General features: G+C 35.1%; 15 protein-coding genes. All 15 read right to left on the bottom strand.

Features of this window, described 5'->3' with window-relative positions:
- Window positions 1-5: 5 nt before the first annotated feature.
- Window positions 6-1604, bottom strand: coding sequence for a hypothetical protein (locus tag NG806_RS10530; RefSeq protein ID WP_261512999.1), 1599 nt, complete (start codon window positions 1602-1604; stop codon window positions 6-8).
- A gap of 1 nt (window position 1605) precedes the next feature.
- A complete protein-coding gene (locus NG806_RS10535; RefSeq protein ID WP_214829121.1) occupies window positions 1606-1863 on the bottom strand; it encodes a hypothetical protein in 258 nt (85 codons plus the stop codon).
- Window positions 1838-2728, bottom strand: a complete 891-nt coding sequence (locus tag NG806_RS10540; RefSeq protein WP_261513000.1) for a hypothetical protein — start codon at window positions 2726-2728, stop codon at window positions 1838-1840. Before NG806_RS10540 ends, NG806_RS10535 begins: the two co-directional genes overlap by 26 nt.
- 8 nt (window positions 2729-2736) lie before the next feature.
- The gene (locus tag NG806_RS10545) at window positions 2737-4902 is read right to left on the bottom strand and encodes a type VI secretion system Vgr family protein (RefSeq protein ID WP_261513002.1); all 2166 of its coding nucleotides are present in this window, start codon (window positions 4900-4902) and stop codon (window positions 2737-2739) included.
- 253 nt (window positions 4903-5155) lie between these two features.
- Window positions 5156-5569 (bottom strand): type VI secretion system tube protein TssD, encoded by a 414-nt coding sequence (gene tssD, locus NG806_RS10550; RefSeq protein ID WP_214829116.1) that lies wholly within the window; start codon window positions 5567-5569, stop codon window positions 5156-5158.
- A 394-nt stretch (window positions 5570-5963) separates the two neighbouring features.
- Window positions 5964-6962 (bottom strand): DUF2931 family protein, encoded by a 999-nt coding sequence (locus tag NG806_RS10555; RefSeq protein ID WP_261513003.1) that lies wholly within the window; start codon window positions 6960-6962, stop codon window positions 5964-5966.
- Between the two features lie 63 nt (window positions 6963-7025).
- Complete coding sequence (locus NG806_RS10560; RefSeq protein ID WP_261513004.1) at window positions 7026-8018, bottom strand: DUF2931 family protein; 993 nt, start codon at window positions 8016-8018, stop codon at window positions 7026-7028.
- 63 nt (window positions 8019-8081) lie between these two features.
- Entirely contained in the window at window positions 8082-9077 is a 996-nt protein-coding gene (locus tag NG806_RS10565; protein WP_261513005.1) for a DUF2931 family protein, read from the bottom strand.
- Between the two features lie 72 nt (window positions 9078-9149).
- Window positions 9150-10154 carry a hypothetical protein gene (locus tag NG806_RS10570; protein ID WP_261513006.1) on the bottom strand — a complete coding sequence of 335 codons (1005 nt, stop codon included), beginning with the start codon at window positions 10152-10154 and terminating at the stop codon, window positions 9150-9152.
- Entirely contained in the window at window positions 10147-11826 is a 1680-nt protein-coding gene (locus NG806_RS10575; RefSeq protein ID WP_261513007.1) for a T6SS phospholipase effector Tle1-like catalytic domain-containing protein, read from the bottom strand. Before NG806_RS10575 ends, NG806_RS10570 begins: the two co-directional genes overlap by 8 nt.
- A gap of 2 nt (window positions 11827-11828) precedes the next feature.
- Window positions 11829-13766: a type VI secretion system Vgr family protein gene (locus tag NG806_RS10580; RefSeq protein ID WP_214829106.1), complete on the bottom strand. Its 1938-nt coding sequence runs from the start codon at window positions 13764-13766 to the stop codon at window positions 11829-11831.
- 39 nt (window positions 13767-13805) lie between these two features.
- Window positions 13806-14675: a lytic transglycosylase domain-containing protein gene (locus tag NG806_RS10585; protein ID WP_214829104.1), complete on the bottom strand. Its 870-nt coding sequence runs from the start codon at window positions 14673-14675 to the stop codon at window positions 13806-13808.
- Between the two features lie 80 nt (window positions 14676-14755).
- Window positions 14756-17251: an ATP-dependent Clp protease ATP-binding subunit gene (locus NG806_RS10590; RefSeq protein WP_261513008.1), complete on the bottom strand. Its 2496-nt coding sequence runs from the start codon at window positions 17249-17251 to the stop codon at window positions 14756-14758.
- A 43-nt stretch (window positions 17252-17294) separates the two neighbouring features.
- Window positions 17295-17459 (bottom strand): hypothetical protein, encoded by a 165-nt coding sequence (locus tag NG806_RS10595; RefSeq protein WP_261513010.1) that lies wholly within the window; start codon window positions 17457-17459, stop codon window positions 17295-17297.
- 192 nt (window positions 17460-17651) lie between these two features.
- On the bottom strand, window positions 17652-18056 hold the full coding sequence (gene tssD, locus NG806_RS10600) for a type VI secretion system tube protein TssD (RefSeq protein ID WP_214829098.1): 405 nt from the start codon (window positions 18054-18056) through the stop codon (window positions 17652-17654).
- Window positions 18057-18295: the final 239 nt, after the last annotated feature.

Genomic DNA, 18295 nt, shown 5'->3' on the forward strand with positions numbered 1-18295 from the left:
TGCCTTTATTTTATGATTTTTATTTTAATAGGTGGTGGGCTCTTTAGCGCTTCTTCCAGAGCTTTTGATGGCCCTTTATCTTTAAATACCCATTCGACATCCCATCCATTCTCTGCAAGTTTTTTATCAAAGTCCACTTCTGCTTTAATATCTTTATCGTAAGGAACTTTTTTACTGGAGTAATCTTTTACTTCAACAGCCTTTTTGTTTGCGGCATCTCCAATATCTAAATTTCGGGTTTCCTGTCCTTTTTTCACCTGAACCGGATTTCCATTTTCATCGATCTTCATTGGAACCTCTCTTTCTCCCCATCCTATTTCTTTTTGATATTCATCTGCAGATTTGTTCCCTTTTTTTGCATTCTTCATATTTGCCTCATAACGGTTGCTCCATTCTTCATAAGATTTTTTATTTTTAACCTTAGGATTATTTTGATAAGCTTCCCATCTTGCTGCTTTATGTTCTGGTGAACCTGGTTCTGGTTTTGAAGGTTTTGGTTTTTTAGGTGGAATACTTTTTCCATCAGATTCAGCAAAAGCATCTCCTTTACCATCTTTCTTAGGCTGAGCCGGTTCATTCTCATTTTTATTTGCACTAACCCCTTCATCTTCGGGCGTTTTTTTATTTTCTTCTTTTGATTGTCCTTCTTCTTTATTGGTATTTCCATCTTTATCAGAAGGTGTATTTCCATCCTTATCACCTCCTGCATTGGATTCTTTTATAGGAGTAGGTCCTTTTGCCCGTATGTTTAACAAATATAAGAAAAGAAGATAATCTGATGGATGTGCCTGTCCTGAAAATATACGCTGACCCATACCTATTTCCGGTACGCCTCCGTTAACTAAAGCGGCTCCGGCATCTCCGGCATCCTGTACATTTCCATATGCGTGTTCATTGGCTAAAGAATTAAGTCCAAAAAGAGCTCTGCTTCCACCCCAGATCCCGGTGAAACTTCCGGCAACATTCGATAAAACACTTGAAAACGTTGGGGCTGCTATTGCTAATGACCCTCCAGCCAAACCTGATACCAGAAAACCTCCGGCACCGACTGCAGCGCCACCCAGTGCACAGCCTGCTAATTGAGTAACATAGTTAAAACCTCCTAAAGCCAAAGCATGGCCCCAGCTTTTTATCTCCGGAGCAAATTTTACAACCCCTCCAATAGAACAGGTCATTGTTCTATCGCCGGTAATACCAGGAGTGCCTGTAAGAAGAAGGTTATCTTTACTTGCATCCCAGGTTCTGGCAGTAGCATTTTTTTGTCCACATTTCAATGCACCATCAACTGCGGCAATAACACCTCCGGCAACTCCTGCTGCGGCACCAATAGCCATCATTCCGATAAGACCAATGGCAGCAACTCCACCTGTACCTACGATTAATGCTACAACAACCACAACGGCAACAGCCGTTAAAAGAGCTGCCCAAAGCATATTCTTTGTACATCCGAAATCTATCCAGCTGCTTGTAGCAGTATCTGCCACGGTAATGTAGACTTCACCTGAGCTCTTTTTATTACTTTTCCTGGTTCCTTGTAATTGAGCGGGCATTGCTCCACTTGAGCACATCCAAAAATCTTTTTCTGTAATAATTTTATGTCCCATATCACAGTTTTTTTAGAATTTGTTTTCTCCTATGGGCTTTTATTCTATTTCTATCATTAATCAATTGATGCTCGATACCATAACCGATTTTTCTGATAAATTTTTCTTGTTCCTTTTCATATTCTTTCTCAATGAATATGAAAAAACTTCTAATACAGTTTTTCTTATCGGATTTTAAAATAAATCCGAAACTATAGTTTCTTATAGAAATACCTTTAATATAAGATCTTACATCAGGAATTCGCTGTATTGTGTTCATTCGACATTTTATATTTAAAAATTTCGTCGCTATAAAATGTATATTTCAATTTTGTATAAAGATTTTCAGGATCAGCAATTTCTTCTCTGGTCAAAGAAGCTTCTATAATCCGCCCTGTATATTGATCTACTCTGTATATTCCTTTTTCCTGCAATGCTGTTTCCAGTTTTGAGACATCGATCTGATTGGAAAATTGAATGTAGGCTCTGTTATAAAATCCTATATTCAATAAAACAGAAGGTTCTCCAGAAATTTCTACAATCATTTCATCTGAAGACAGCAAAGGATTACTTATATTTTTCAGATCGAAACTCCAATGCACGTTAGCAGAATTAAAGAAGTTTAATGCATTTCCTTTATAATTTCCTGGAATCTTTCTCCCATAAATTTTATTGAAATACATAAGGAAAAATTCATTATTCTGAATGCCTTCTATTAATTTCGTCTCATCTTCAAAAATATTATCGTTCAGAACAATAGCATTTTTAATGTCGGGATTAATTTCTGCAATCTTCTCCATTTCAGCTCTTGTTTGCTTCCATTTGGATCGAATAATATTCATATTGAGTACCTCCGTTACCTTACCTTCAGTGTTTACTTTTAAATATAATTCATTATACAATCTTGAAAAAGCATTTGTTAAAGCCGCTACTTCTTTAATTAATGGATTATTTGCTTCCAGTAAAATATGATCCAGCAATATTATTTTTATTTCGATATGATCTTCGTTTATTTTTAAAACTGTAAAATCCCACCTTAACTGTGAACGGGAAGTCATATGTACGTTTACAGCTTTAATATCTGAATCTATTATTAAAGTATATTGTTCAGAAAATGTATTCTTTATTTTAAGAGAATCACTCATATTTATATTTAATTAATAAAGGCATCTCCACCATCTATTTTTGTCTGACCGCCTCCAATATGATTGGCAGGAGAAGACACATCAATTCCTTTTGAAGCTGAAAGACCTATTCCTTCACCACCAATTCCAATTATTTTTCCACTGAGAATAATGGTTCCATCAGATTTTAATGTAATTGAACTCGCTCCTGTTTTAATGGTAACATTCGTATCGCATTCCAGAGAAATGTTTCCGGCTTTATCCATAGAAAACATAGAATTTGAACCGCCGCCGTCTTTACTTCCAACGTTGATGGTATTTTTACTGCCTGTATTTACTGTATTATTATTTCCTACTTTAACTGTTTTATCATTATTGGCATTTGTTGTTGCATTTCCAGCTCCATCAAACTTCATATTAGCTCCTCCTTGGTCCGTTAAAAAGACAGAACCTGCACCATCATCCAATTCCAGTTTATTCCCACTTCTACTACTTAAGCTTTTGATATTATTTCCGGCTCCGCCACCACCTCCAACACCACCATGGAACATTCCGCCCATTACAAAAGGACGGTCGGGATGCTGATGAACGAAGTTAACGATTACCTGATCTCCTACTTCCGGAATAGCCATAAATCCCCGGTTTTTACTTACTTTATCACTGCCACCTGCATCCGGAGTCATCACTCTGATAAATTCTGTAGTCGTAGATCCGTTTTGCCAGTCGAATTGTACCTGTACCCGGCCTTGGTTCAGGGGATCTGTATTTGAAATTACTTTTGCAAATTGAGCTTCCGCTTTCGGAGCCACGAATTCCGGACGCGGAATAAATCCCGTATCCGAAGCAATAGCATCAAAAGTACCGGTATAATATCCTCTGGCATCAACTTCATGATTCACCTCCGTGATCATTAATTTCGTAAAATAAGAGGTCTGATTACTATCTGTTTTACGCATTTCTATATCTGCAATACATCCAGGATACAGAAACGGAACTGTGGTATTCCCAGAGGTGATGAAAACATCGGAAGCTTTACTTCCCGCAGTTCCTTTTTGGGAAGCATCAATATCCATAAACGAAGAAGCTTTAATAGGTGCTACTCGAAGTGATGGTGTCGTAAAAGTTTTCTCGGAAATTTCATATGCTCTTTTAGCAATATCTGAACTGTGATTTATTTTTGAATTGCCTGTTGTTAATTTTTCGTTTTTACTGCTGTTATAGCCATAAAAAGTAGGATTAACGTGCTGGGCTTTCATCCTGATCTTTACGTCGTTTACACTACTTCCGTAAGTGAGTTTAATAGGTTTTTCCTGTGGTGGAAGTTTTCCGAAATGCAACACTTCTCCATCATAATAGAATTGCTCTCCATATGCCTCAGCCATTCTTGCAAGGTAATTATAGTGGGTTTCTTCATATTGGGAGCTATAAGAGACATTTCCGTGTTGTGAATCGACTCTGAAATCAAATTTATTTTGTCCCAGACCTTCTCTGATTACCTGATCGGCAATACTATTCAAACTTATTTCCTGAGCTCCTCCAAAACTTTGAATATGTGGAGCTGCATCTAAAAGAACAGTAGGACTGGATCCTGTAAGCACAATATTTCCGAGACTTCCTTTCTCCTGACTAAAACCGACTTCAGTGATAACTCCAACAAAACTTCTCTCAGGACCGTCCTCAACATCTTTGTATTTGAATACTACTGTGATTCGTTTTCCTAAGAAATTCTGTGCTTCTTCCAGATTATGGTTTTCAGCACTACCTAGAGTATCGTGAGCAAGCATCAGGTCAAATTCATGATGCTTTATTGCACTTTGTCGTAATTTAAAATGTTTGAAATGCTTAACGATTTTTCCCTCGATTATAATTTCAAGTTTTACAACCCGATTAATACCCATTAACTGATTTTCAGGGATCGCATTAGCATTATGAATTTTAGAGGTAGGTTGTTTCGACCATACTTTATCTTCTACAATTGAAGGAGTATTAGGTTGTAAAACCTGGTTCATAAAAAGGTTGGAACCATTCTGAAACATACCGGAATAAGCTTGTGCCTGAGCCAGCTTTTGAGTTACTTTTTGAGTCTTACCGCTTGTTTTTTCTTGTATTTTTTCACTAGCTTTTTGTATCGCTTGTGTTTTGGTTGTATCTCCTAATTGTTCAATTGGGCTCTTTATATTTTTTGGAGCTGGCATTTTTGACGATTTATCATCCTTAAACATAGCCTTAGTATTTAGGTTTATATAACTGGTGTTACGAATTCAAATATCTGATTATTGTTCAGATAACTTTCTCAATTCTATCTAAAGCAAAATCATAAACATCTAATTAACAGATATATATGAAAAATTATTAGATTAACGTATCTCAAAACGAAAAAACAGAATAGTCAACTCTAGACGAGTAAACTATTCTGTACCAATTTTATTTTTACTAAGATGATTCGGATTATTTACCGCTTCCACCTGGCCATACTCCTTCGTATATACCATTACCGTAGTCGATTTTCTCTGCACTTACGATAAAGCTGATCAACATACTGTTTTCGTCAACAGCATCGAAGTCTACTTCGTGTTGGATTACATATCCATTCTCCCACTTCAAAGTAATTAGAGTTCCTTCTTCGTGAGATTTATTGAATGTAACTTCTCCAGTTGTTGGCTTATACTTACCATTTAATAAACTTTCTAAGATATCAGATTTCTCTGTAGCTTCGATCGTTAATTTTATAAGTGCGTTTGATGGATCTGATGCTACACGTCCTGAAACGTCTGTAGATCTGGAAACACTGTAGTTAAGTTTTAAAAGTTTTTGACCTTCGCCTCCGTTGAATTTTAAAATTCCTCTTGAATTTGCTGCCATGATTTGTAAATTTTAATCGTTAATATTTTGTGATGTGGTGTTCAATTATATAGCAAATATATACTCCTAATTTTAAAGCTGAAAGTTTTTAAAGGGTAATCTGAATTTTTGTAGTAATTCTACGATTTGGTGTAGTAATTCTACTACTTTAGAAATAAATAAACTCATAAACGACTGTAAAACAATGCATTAAATATATAAAACACACATTACACAATTATTTTTTTAACACTAAACAGAGAAATATTAACAAAAATTTAAGACAATTTCACATTTCATTATGATTAAGTAAAAAATTCTGCTTTAAGTTTTAAGAATAAGAAAACAAAAAAGCTATGAAAATTCACAGCCCGATATCCCAATAATCAAATCTTAAAAATCGTTGATTTTTTCCCTATTGTTTTTCGTACGAATCATGAAATTCTCTTTCGGTTTTGAAGATCCTTACGCTATCTACTGGAAAAGACTCTCCATTAAGATATACTTGAAATCCACTATTGTCAGGGGCTATCTTAAATTCTAAATTTCCTTTGTTTCCAGATTTTTTAAATGCTTCATTCGCTTTTTCCCAGTTAAAAAATGCCCTCCCAATATATTGTTGATCTTTTCCGGTTTCCCAGGTGAAATTTAATTCTTTTGGAATGGCTCTTTCTTTTATCGGAATATTATCAACCATGGGACGCAATATCACTTCTTCCTCTGCATTAAAATAGCTCAGATTCATTTCGAACAATCTTAAATTTTTATTTTCAGAGGTAATGACTGGCTTCCAAGAATACTTTATTCGATAATCATCCCATTCTTTTGAGCTAATCTCTAAAAACCTTTTCTTTTTCATTTCTTCACGCGTCACAGATAATTTGGAGAAAAATTTCTTTTCGAGTTCTTTATCATCTTTTACTTTTTCGGCCTGAAATCTACCTAACTCTATTTGAACAGCCCTAAATCTTAACCACACTACCACCATCCCTTTTGGTGCAAAGCCAAAAACTAAAGTTGAAAAACTATTGTAAGGATTCTCTGCACCGCTAAATTTTTCATCTCTTCCCAAGTTTTTATACTCCTGAAGTGGGTTAGAATAAAGAGAAGCTTCTCTTTGAGAGTAAGCACGCTGCATATAATCTTTTATTTTTTCAATAGGAAAATCAGCTTTTAAATGGTAAAATGTATCTTCATATCTCGAGAAATAAGTTATATCTGCACCAATAGGCGTTCCGTGCTGTTCAGTCCAACCCTTTCCAGATGTCCCCCATTCCCCAGATGTACTTCCATAAGGTAAACTGGCAGGAACTCCTTCTAAAGTTATTATTTTATCTTCAACCGGACTTACATCCATATCATTTTTAGGGTGACTTATTTCCACCTGAAATTCTGGCAACTTCTTTTCTTTCATTTTCTGGCAACTGAGTAAATGAAAGAAAAGCATTAGATATAATATAAAAAACTTCAATTAAAACTATTTATAGGATTCATGAAATTCTCTTTCGGTTTTGAAGATCCTTACACTATCCACTGGAAAGGGTTCTCCATTTAGGAACACTTGAAAAATACTGTTGTCAGGGGCTATTTTAAATTCTAAATTTCCTTTGTTTCCAGATTTTTTAAATGCTTCATTCGCTTTTTCCCAGTTAAAAAATGCCCTCCCAATATATTGTTGATCTTTTCCGGTTTCCCAGGTGAAATTTAATTCTTTAGGAACAGCACGTTCTTTAACGGGAATATTATTAATCCATGGACGAAGCATCACTTCTGTTTCACCATTGTAATATCTTAAGTTCATTTCAAAATTTTTCAAACCCTTATTTTCAGAGGCAATGACGGGTTTCCATGGATATTTATTTCTGTAATCTTCCCATTCTTTTGGGCTAACCTCTAAAAACCTTTTCTTTTTCATTTCTTCTCTGCTAACAGATAAATCGGCAAAGAATTTCTTTTCTAATTCTCTATCATCTTTAATAATTTCCGATTGATATTTACCCAGTTCAATCTGGATAATTCCAAAGCGCAACCAGACAACAACCATCCCTTTCGGGGCGAAACCAAAAACTAAGGTTGAAAAGCTGCTATATGGATTTTCTGCACTTCCATAATGCTGAAATCTGCCAAGATCTTTGTATTCTTCAAGAGGTTTTTTATATAAAGAAGATTCTCCCTCTGCATAGGCACGCTTCATATAATCTTTGATTTTATCTTCAGGAAAATCCACTTTCAAATGATAAAAAGTGTCTTCGTATCTTGAAAAATAGATAATATCAGCTCCTATTGGGGTTCCATGTTGTTCTGTCCAGCCTTTTCCAGACGATCCCCAGGAACCAGAAGAACTTCCGTATGGCAAAGTTGCAAAATCTCCTTCTATTGTTGGAATTTTATCTTTGACTGGTGTTATAATCAAATCATTATTTGGGCTGCTTATTTCAACATGGAACTCAGAAAGTCTTTCTTCTTTCATTTTCTGGCAACTGAGTAAATGAAAGAAAAGCATTAGATATAATATAAAAAACTTCAATTAAAACTATTTATAGGATTCATGAAATTCTCTTTCGGTTTTGAAGATCCTTACACTATCCACTGGAAAGGGTTCTCCATTTAGGAACACTTGAAAAATACTGTTGTCAGGGGCTATTTTAAATTCTAAATTTCCTTTGTTTCCAGATTTTTTAAATGCTTCATTCGCTTTTTCCCAGTTAAAAAATGCCCTCCCAATATATTGTTGGTCTTTTCCGGTTTCCCATGTGAAATTTAATTCTTTAGGAACAGCACGTTCTTTAACGGGAATATTATTAATCCATGGACGAAGCATCACTTCTGTTTCACCATTGTAATAATCAAGGTTCATATCAAATAACCGAAGTCCTTTGTTATCTGAGGTAATTAAAGGCTTCCAAGAATATCGGGTTCTATAATGATCCCATGTTAAAGGTAATGCTTCAGGATTAAGATCTCTTTTTTTAACTTCATCTCTGGTCATACTCCAATTAGCAAATAGTTTCTTTTCCAGCTCTTTATCATTTTTTATCACTTCCGCCTGAAATCTACCCAATTCTATTTGTACCGCTCGAAAACGAAGCCAAACTACAACCATTCCTTTTGGTGCAAATCCAAAAACTAAAGTTGAAAAACTGTTGTAGGGGTTTTCTGCACTTCCGAAACTTTCATTTCTCCCTAAATTTTTATACTCCTCAAGTTCTTTTGTATACAAAGAAGCCTCACTTTGAGCATAGGCTCTTTCCATATAATCTTTTACTTTATCTTCGGAAAAATCTACTTTCAGACGGTAAAAAGTATCTTCATATCCTGCATAGTAAGTAATATCTGCCCCTATAGGAGTTCCGTGTTGCTCTGTCCAGCCTTTTCCAGATGTGCCCCATTCTCCCGATGTGCCGCCATATGGTAAATTTGCGGGAATTCCCTCAAGAGTAGTAATCTTATCATCAACAAACTCTATACGGTATTGATTAGCCGGCGCACATATTTCTACATGAAATTCAGGTATTTCTTTTTCTTTCATCTTTTGGCAACTTATGTTTTGGATAAGGAGTGTAAAAAAAAATAATATTTTAATCAATCTATTCATGTCAGATTACTTTATATTCAATGGAGCAGGCTCTAAAGGCAATGGAGGATTCGATTGATTACTTTCAGTTTTATTTTTTTTCTCCATTAGTACTTTAGAACCTATCAGGCACTTCGCAGCAATGGAATTTTGACGATCATAAATGTATTTTTGGCTTGTAACTTTATTCTGATCTATTTTGGCATACTCATAAATAATAGCATTCTTTTGATCATATACAACACTGGACTTTCTTTCGTATTGATTTTTACTTTTATTAAAGGAATACTGATTCAAATTTACTTTGCCTAAAATCACTTGGTAATCCTGGTCCAAATATATTGTATTTTGGCTAAAAACAGAATGTATCTTATCAAACTTCGCCAATATGTTTTCAGGTTTCTCCTCCTCAATATCTGTCGTATTTCCTAATTTTAGCGGAGATTTTTGCACCCAATTATTGCTGATTACCTCTCCATTTTTTATTTTGATAATTCCATTAAAGGAAGATAGATCTTCCTCTTTCTCTAAAAAAAATAGTAAAAGATCATTATATGCTTTATTAACATTAAAAGTGTTTAATATATCTGCATCATTTTTCACTACTAAGTCGTTTACCCCTTTATCAAAAGGAATAAAGTAATTTCCAGAATTACAATCATCTTCCTTATTTTTAGTGATGAGACGTAAATTTGCAGCATCAGTATTTACATTAACATATATCTGGTTTTGATCGATTTGTCGATTTGTAATAATCAATCTGTTTTCACCTGAGCTGTTTCTCCCATATAACCGATATTCTGATTTTGGATGAACAGTTTTAAAGAATATAGAATTATCCTTTATTGATGCTATTCCTACGGCTACTGTAGAAGCTCCGATAGCAACAAATCGATTATCTGGAAAAATGTAAAGATAAATTTGTTTACCACCAAAGTAATACTGTCCCTCTATAGCTGGTAATTTTTGTCCATAACTTAAGCTAAAAATGAGTATTAAAAATAAGAAAATATTTTTTTTCAACTTATCCATCCTGTATATTTCTTTTTCGGTATTTCGCTTCTAATGCACCTCTTTCTTTTGGAGCATTATCATTGGGTCTAGTATCAAGTCCGATTTGGTTCGTCTTTGCAGACCAATGTAAATACTTATTTCTAAGTGCTTTCAAATCTTCGGAATCAATATAACTTAAATAAGAAATTGCCTTTATATCCTTTATATACTGAGAGGTGGATGGTTTTTTACCTGAATCATATTCTTTTACATACTTATTTCGCACATCATTACATGCATTCATATATGTAGACAACTGAGAATAAATTGTTTTAAGAAAATCATCATTTATTTTATGATTCTTTTCAATAACATCTTCCAGATAAACCACCTTATTATTTTTCGAATAATGAAACATCTGATTCAAAGGAATTTTATCGTAACTATTAGAGAGGTTTCTTGTTCCTACAAGGCCATAATACTGCGCACCTTTATTCCACCATCTGTCGTATTTGACATCACTTTGGTAAAAGTATTTAATCTTTAATTGATCCTCTTTATACCAACCTTCTTCTACTACAATTTTTTTAAATGCTTCACACTCTTTATGTGTTTCAGTATTATTATAGGCGTCGTAAGGATCACAATATAATACAGATATTTCGTCACCTATACCATAGGATCCACCAATATCCGAATGAACACCAGGAAGCGTAAATTCCAAGCCATATAATCCTGTACTATTAATATTCGTAAGGTCAAAATTATCTCTATATTCATCATCAGAAGCAAGTTGTAAGGCAAATTGCACTTTACCGCTACCAATTGCATCCAATCCTAACTGCTCCGTGTCATTACCAATACCAAAACCACCTCTATGATTTAATCCAAAAGATGCTACGGTATCATACAAACCAGCAAATCTGAATTTTATCTCTTTTACTTCCAATCCTTGTGCTAAGAGACAAGCTCCAAAATAACCATGCTGATTAATAAATTTATCCTTGGAACCATCTTTATCTTTGATTATCAAATATCCGTTTTTGATATATTCGGGAGGAGAAACCTGTATAACTGTTCTAGAATTAGTATATATTGCTGCAGCCTTTGAATTAGCTATATATACAAAATGTCTAGCAGCAGCAGATCCTCTACTGAATCCAAATACATTAACAGTAAGAATATTGATTGGTTTTATGTTGCCTTTTAATTTATCAACGATAGCCTGTGCTCCTTTTAAACAGCCTTTGGCTACTTTTGCTACCACTCCAGTATCTCCAGTCCCCTGTGCTACACCTTTCAGTATACTATCACTTTCTTTGTCCTCAGTTCCTATTCCCTCAATATACCATGACACCTGATTATCTGCACTGGGATCAATGGCATCATAACCTTTTGCTACATTAGTAAATTCATTATTATAACTATCATCTTTATCACTACTAGCTTCTTTAAAATCTCCCCCAAGACTGGTATTTGTTTTATTATTCTGTGTCCCATCAAAAAAAAGATTCAGACTAATATCTATTGTGTTAATAGGTTTATCATTAGGATTCACTTTCTGAGCTTTATTATAGCTCACTCCTGCTTCATTCCCCTTTTGTTCAACTGATACAGAACTATTATGATCTATGCCTTCTTTAGCATAGGTCAGATAGTTTCCACCTGTTCTCGTAGTGGTTTTACCCTCTACAAAATATTCGATACTCATTGTTAGTGATTTTTAGATTTCTCACCACTATTATTTTGAACTTCTTTTTCAGCGTGATGTTCAACTTTTCCTTCACTATTAACTTCAACTCCTTTTAGGCTTGTCAATTTATGTTCTTTTTCACCATAAACCTCCATATCACCTTTTACATAATGGCTCATTTTTCCAACAACATTCGTTGTAAAATCTGCGCCGGTAGTAACGTATTTCATGGAACCTACACTTTCTGTGTTGTTAAGCACGACAGTATCTGTTTTATTCATTCCAACATTGGTATTCATATTTTCTCCTACGTTAATATTCATATTCTTACAGTTAAACGTCATTGTTTCTGGCGCTGTAATAGTAATATTACTTCCCGTCGTATCTAAATGAATCTTGTTTCCTGATTTATCCGTAATGATGATGCTTTCATCTTCAGTGAAAATTATGCGATGTCCGCTTCTGGTCTGAATAGATTTTACACGGTTATCTACACCACCACCTAAACCAATACCTCCATGGAACATCCCGCCCATCACAAACGGTCTATCCGGATGACTGTGTACAAAGTTGATCATCACCTGATCTCCTACCTCAGGTATGGCTACATAACCTCTGTTTTGAGTGATCTGATCCGTTCCTCCAGCATCAGGAGTCATAACACGGATGAAATGAGTGATATCATTAGTCTGCCAGTCGAACCTCACCTGTACACGACCTTGACCTTCAGGATCGGTATTTGAGATTACGGTAGCGATCTGTGGCTCTGCTTTAGGTATTTTAAAATCCGGTTTTGGTAAAAATCCGGTATCTGAGGCAATTCCATCAAAACTCCCCTGATAATGGCCTATTGTATCTATTTCATGGGTTGTTTCAGTAATCATAATTCTTGTGAAATAATCACTTTCATTCGTGTCGGGCTTACGCATTTGTACATCTACAACACATCCGGGATGTAAAAATGGTACGGTTGTATTTCCAGAAAGTGAAAAAACACTTACAGCCTCACTTCCAGAATAACTCTTTTGGGAGTATTCTACATCAAGATGCGTTGAAGCTTTTACAGGAGCAACCTGTAATGCTGGAGTTTTAAAGATCTTGTCGTTATGAGCATAAGCCGTTTTTGCCAGATCACCTACATGTTGGATAGGCGTTGCAGCTGAAGTAAGTTTTTCATTTTTGCTGCTATTATATCCATAAAACTGAGGTTTGGTATGAACTGCCTTCAGCTCTACTTTAATATCATTTGCATTGCTACCATAGGTAAGTTTAATAGGTTTGTTTTGTGCCGGAAGCTTTCCAAAGTGGAGCACTTCGCCGTCATAGTAAAACTGTTCACCATAAGCTTCAGCCATTCTCGCCAGATAGTTATAATGGGTTTCATCATACTGACTACTGTAAATAATCTGCGAATAATCATTGGTATCTACTCTAATATCAAAACGGCTTTTATCGATGCCCTGCTTGATGACCTCTTCAGCGATAATTCCCATATTAACAGGTTGATCGCCGCCAAAGCTTTGGACATGAGGTGCACCATCCAAGAGAATCGTAGGGCTATAACCAGTTAAAACAATATTCCCTAAACTCATTTTTTCCTGACTGAACCCTACTCCGGTAATGATCCCTACGAAAGTTCTTTCGGGGCTGTTTTCTATGTCTTTATAAGAAATAACAGCAGTAAGTCTTTTCCCTAAAAATTTATTAGCTTCCTCCAACGTATGTGTTTGCCGGTTTCCTAATGTATCATGAGCTAAAGTAAGTGTAAACTCATGGTGACGCTGAGCACTCTGCTTTAGCTTAAAGTGCTTATAATAGCTAATTACATTACCTTCAATAACAAGGGATAATTTTACAAGACGATTGATGCCTGTGTGGTGACTATCAGAGACTCCATCCGCATTTTGTGAAGGACGAAAAGAAGGGGTTTGTGGTATATTTGGTGATTCTAATTTCATATTAACTTCATTTGGATTAAACTTTATCGTTTAGCATTTTCATTGGGTAGCTGTTTTATTCCCTCCTTTAATAGAGCGGCTAAGTATCTTATTTTTCTTTAGTAAAAAATCAGGCATTAAATCAATTGGCAGGTAGAATATACTTTCGCCACTTTGCTGAAGTTCCTCCATTATACCAGGGTTCCATGCCAGGATTTTATCAACATCTACATCAAGCTCATCAGCCACAATACTCAGATCGAATCCAGCATTAATATCCGTTTCTGCAAGTGAAACAGTTCCCGAATTTTGTCCAGTCCCATTCTGGAAGACCATATTCATCCTGGAGTTATTGTAATCATTCAATACATTTTGTAATTCACCTGTTGCATAGCAAGCATTTAAATATTTCTTAACATGATTGATCGTTTCCCCAGGTAGATATTTGCTGAAAATATGATATTGTGGAGATCCCGCAGCAGCCATTGCTTTGGAAATATTTCCTTCACCACAATTGTAAGCAGCTACTACTGTAACCCAATTGTTGTATTTTCTATATAGCTTAGCTAATGAAACAACTGCTGTTTTTGTACTTCTATATAAATCTGTACGGCTTTGCTCAGAAAGACCATACTGATTGGCGTGAGCGGTCATAAACTGCCAGACCCCTACTGCTCCAGCTCCTGAAACCTGTCTTCTGTCAAACCCTGATTCGATCAACGCGAGATTTCTTAAATGCTTAGGCAGACCTTTTTGAGAAAGTGAATACTCTATAAAATCAACGATCTCTTTGTTTGAGTTAATGATATTTTTATATCTTTTCACACTGTTTTCGGAAGTATCAGAAGCAGAAAGAAATTGCCCATTAACAAAATGAGTGGAGACCACCAATAATAATCCCGTTACAATATGTTTGAAATTAATTTTCATTGTAATATTTAATAATTAAATATATTTTAAGGTAAAACTAAAAATAAAACATTTTTAATTTTACCTTATTTTTTACAGACTTATACTACGTTCCACGTTAATTTGTCTTCTTCACTGTTCCAGTCTACATGAATCGTCTGCCCTGTTTTTACCTCTTCGCGAACAATCATTTTTGAAATAGGTCTTGCCAATTGGGCACGAATAACTCCTGAGATCTGTCTTGCACCATATTTACTGCTAAATCCTCCAAGGGCAAGGTTTTTAACAGCCTCATCACTGATTTTAAGTGTCATTCCCAATCTCGTTAATGAAGAATGAAGTGACTTTAACTGGATATTGAAAATTCGTTCGGCAATAGATTCCGTAATAGGTGCAAAAGGAATAATTTCTGTAATCCTTGCTAAAAATTCTGGTCTGAATCTCCCTGAATTAGACATAATCTGCATTAATGCTGAAGATCCGGGAACCTTTCCTTCTTCAAATTGTTTTACAATTTCTTCACTTCCAATATTGGAGGTAAATAGTATTATAGCATTACTGAAATCTCCTTCTTTTCCAAGTTTATCATGTACTTTTCCTTCATCCATAATCTGAAGAAATACATCAAAAACAGAATGATGTGCTTTCTCGATCTCATCAAACAGAACTACAGTATAAGGTTGCTGTCTGATCTTATTGACAAGCATTCCTCCTTCTTCATATCCTACATATCCCGGAGGAGCTCCATATAATAATGCTGCTGAATGTTCTTCTTTAAATTCTGACATATCAAAACGAACCATGGCTTTTTCATCATTAAAAAGAAGTTCAGCCATCGATTTTGCCAATTCTGTTTTTCCTGTTCCTGTAGGTCCCAGTAAAAAGAAAGATCCTATTGGCTGACCTGGTTTGTTAAGTCCGCTTCGGTTCTCAACAATAGCATCGGAAAGTATTTTTAAGGCATGGTCCTGACCTACCACTCTATTCAGTAAAAGCGATTCCATATTCAGAAGTTTTTCTTTTTCCTGAGCCTGGATCTTACCGATCGGAATATTAGTTTTTGCTGCCATCACTGCTGCCAACTCAAGCTTACTTACTCTCTCTCTTTTCTTTGAAGCATGTTCAAGCAGCTCTGTAAATGTATCATCAATGATCTTTTTGATCTGATCAACCGGCATTGAATTATCAATAGCAGGTTGCTCGCTCAAAGAACCCCACAAAATAGGACTGATCTTATCTCTTAATAAATTATAGTTCCAGATCAGCTCGTCAGCCTGATCTTTACTATCCAGATATTCTTCTTTTAAAATTGTTTCATAGATTGTTTTCCAGCTTTCCAGTTCTTTTTCAGAAAGCTCATCAAGCATTTTTATAGCAGCCATTGTTCTGTCTAACAAGTCAATTGCTGCATCGGGTAATTTTTTTCCTTTTGCATATCGTTTCGCCAATCGAACACATTCAGGTATAGCTGTTTTTTCAACTTCAATATTATGATGCTTTTTATATCCATCTAAAAGAACATCAATCATTTTTACACACGTCTTCTCATCAGGTTCATTTACGGTAAGCACTTCAAAACGTCTGTTGAAGGCTTGTTCCGGTTCGATAATTTTTCTATACTCTTCCTGCGTTGTGGCACCTATAACAGTAATCTCGCCTCTTGCTAATTCAGGTTTCAGAAGATTGGCAACATTTCCAATACTCCCTTTAGGATCTAAAAGGGTATGAATTTCATCAATGAATAAAATAGCTTTTTCTATCTTTTTACATTCGTTGATTACCTTTTTCAGGCGGTCTTCAATTTCGCCTTTATATGAAGTTCCCGCAAGCAAAGCTCCGGTATCCAACTCCAAAAGAGTTCCGTTCTTAAGCATTTCAGGAACATTCCCTTTTGTAATTTCAGTAGCAAAACCTTCTACCAAAGCTGTTTTACCAACTCCCGGTTCACCAATTATAATAACATTCGGTTTACTTCTACGGCAAAGAATTTCAACAAGCATTCTTAATTCTTTATCCCTGCCAATGATATTTTCCAGGGTTCCTTTTCTTGCTTGTGCTGTCCGATCCACACAATAATTTTTGATCGACGGAAAAGAGGAATCTGTAAAATCTGATGTATTAGAAAAAAGTGAAGAAATCTCACCATTTTCAGATGTACTGAAAGGCGAATCTTTTCTATATAAATTGAATATCTCATGCTCTCTTAATGGCAAAGATTTCAACTGTTGTAATGAAAATGCAACCTGAGGTTTCACGATAGCTGTAAGTATACAGATGGGGGTAATTTCATCTAAACCTAGTTTCAGCCTTATATCATCTGCTTCCTCTGTAATTAGATCCACATGCTCATCCTGTCCCACTTCGTCAGGAAGATGAGTTGTCTTAGGATAATCTTCAAGACGTACATCCGCCCATTCATAAAAATAACCCGGATCTTTATCAATGTTTTTCAAGAATTCATTGAGTCCGATATCTTTATGCATTAAAGCCTGCAAAAGATGCGGACCACCATAAGTGGCATTGTAATTTTCTCTTGCTATCGATTGTGCAATATGAAAAAGCTGTTTTACTGTTTCGTTGGTTACTAGTACTCCCATTGATAGTTTTCTTATTAATATATGTTGTTTAGTGTAAATAATTTCAGTGTAAAAAGATAGCCTTTCTTAGAAGAGAATCTCTCTTAAATTTCACCAGCAGCAACTGCATCGGATATCCGTCACTTATATGAAAATCCATCAGAACTTCATCAGTATTCTGTGAAATATTAAAAGATGAACCGTGCATTTTTTCAAGTGTGGTTGACATAACTTTGTGATTGTGGTGAAGTTTAAAGGTAAAAAAAAATATTTAATCTGTTTAAAGTATTACTTTATAAAAATATTATATCTATTACTATGACTATAGTGAACATAACTATGCATCATCTCAGGCAAAAAAGACTGTCTTTTGATGGACAGTCTTTTTCTTATGAATGTGGATTAAATGTGTCGCTTTTAATTAGCTCATTGGCCATAAACCTTCGAAAGCAGCCAAACCATAATCGATCTTCTCTGCACTTACTACAAAGCTGATCAACATGCTGTTTTCGTCTACTGCATCAAAATCTACTTCATGCTGAATTACATATCCATTCTCCCACTTTAAAGTAATCAGAGTTCCTTCTTCGTGAGACTTATTAAATGTAACTTCTCCTGTTGTTGGTTTATATTTCCCATTTAGCAAGCTTTCAAGGATATCAGATTTATCCGTAGCTTCTACTGTAATTTTGATAAGTGCGTTTGAGGGATCGGATGCTACTCTTCCTGATACATCTGTAGATCTGGAAACACTGTAGTTAAGTTTTAATAACTTTTGACCTTCGCCTCCGTTGAATTTTAAAATTCCTCTTGAATTTGCTGCCATTATTGTAAATTTTTTATCGTTAATAGTATTTTGTGACTCAGTGATTGTGAAACAAAGATAACATCCTTATTCCTTTCTTAAAAGCTTTTAAATGCAATTTTTATTTTTTGTAGTAGTTCTACGATTCAATGTTTTAATTATATGATAAAATACCTGTCAAAATATTCGAATATGCCTCATATGAATAGTTTAAAGCATCTTAAAAATTTTTAACACCAGGAAACATTTTAAGTCAAATT

The sequence above is a fragment of the Chryseobacterium paludis genome (genome assembly GCF_025403485.1).
Lineage (GTDB): Bacteria > Bacteroidota > Bacteroidia > Flavobacteriales > Weeksellaceae > Chryseobacterium > Chryseobacterium paludis.

What these genes read in the sequence shown, in the direction of transcription:
- tssD (WP_214829098.1), bottom strand. Translation starts at nt 18,056, where the DNA reads ATGGCAGCAAATTCAAGAGGAATTTTAAAATTCAACGGAGGCGAAGGT.
- NG806_RS10585 (WP_214829104.1), bottom strand. Translation starts at nt 14,675, where the DNA reads ATGAAAATTAATTTCAAACATATTGTAACGGGATTATTATTGGTGGTC.
- NG806_RS10560 (WP_261513004.1), bottom strand. Translation starts at nt 8,018, where the DNA reads ATGAAAGAAGAAAGACTTTCTGAGTTCCATGTTGAAATAAGCAGCCCA.
- NG806_RS10535 (WP_214829121.1), bottom strand. Translation starts at nt 1,863, where the DNA reads ATGAACACAATACAGCGAATTCCTGATGTAAGATCTTATATTAAAGGT.
- NG806_RS10545 (WP_261513002.1), bottom strand. Translation starts at nt 4,902, where the DNA reads ATGCCAGCTCCAAAAAATATAAAGAGCCCAATTGAACAATTAGGAGAT.
- NG806_RS10540 (WP_261513000.1), bottom strand. Translation starts at nt 2,728, where the DNA reads ATGAGTGATTCTCTTAAAATAAAGAATACATTTTCTGAACAATATACT.
- NG806_RS10595 (WP_261513010.1), bottom strand. Translation starts at nt 17,459, where the DNA reads ATGTCAACCACACTTGAAAAAATGCACGGTTCATCTTTTAATATTTCA.
- tssD (WP_214829116.1), bottom strand. Translation starts at nt 5,569, where the DNA reads ATGGCAGCAAATTCAAGAGGAATTTTAAAATTCAACGGAGGCGAAGGT.
- NG806_RS10565 (WP_261513005.1), bottom strand. Translation starts at nt 9,077, where the DNA reads ATGAAAGAAAAAGAAATACCTGAATTTCATGTAGAAATATGTGCGCCG.
- NG806_RS10590 (WP_261513008.1), bottom strand. Translation starts at nt 17,251, where the DNA reads ATGGGAGTACTAGTAACCAACGAAACAGTAAAACAGCTTTTTCATATT.
- NG806_RS10580 (WP_214829106.1), bottom strand. Translation starts at nt 13,766, where the DNA reads ATGAAATTAGAATCACCAAATATACCACAAACCCCTTCTTTTCGTCCT.
- NG806_RS10530 (WP_261512999.1), bottom strand. Translation starts at nt 1,604, where the DNA reads ATGGGACATAAAATTATTACAGAAAAAGATTTTTGGATGTGCTCAAGT.
- NG806_RS10575 (WP_261513007.1), bottom strand. Translation starts at nt 11,826, where the DNA reads ATGAGTATCGAATATTTTGTAGAGGGTAAAACCACTACGAGAACAGGT.
- NG806_RS10570 (WP_261513006.1), bottom strand. Translation starts at nt 10,154, where the DNA reads ATGGATAAGTTGAAAAAAAATATTTTCTTATTTTTAATACTCATTTTT.
- NG806_RS10555 (WP_261513003.1), bottom strand. Translation starts at nt 6,962, where the DNA reads ATGAAAGAAAAGAAGTTGCCAGAATTTCAGGTGGAAATAAGTCACCCT.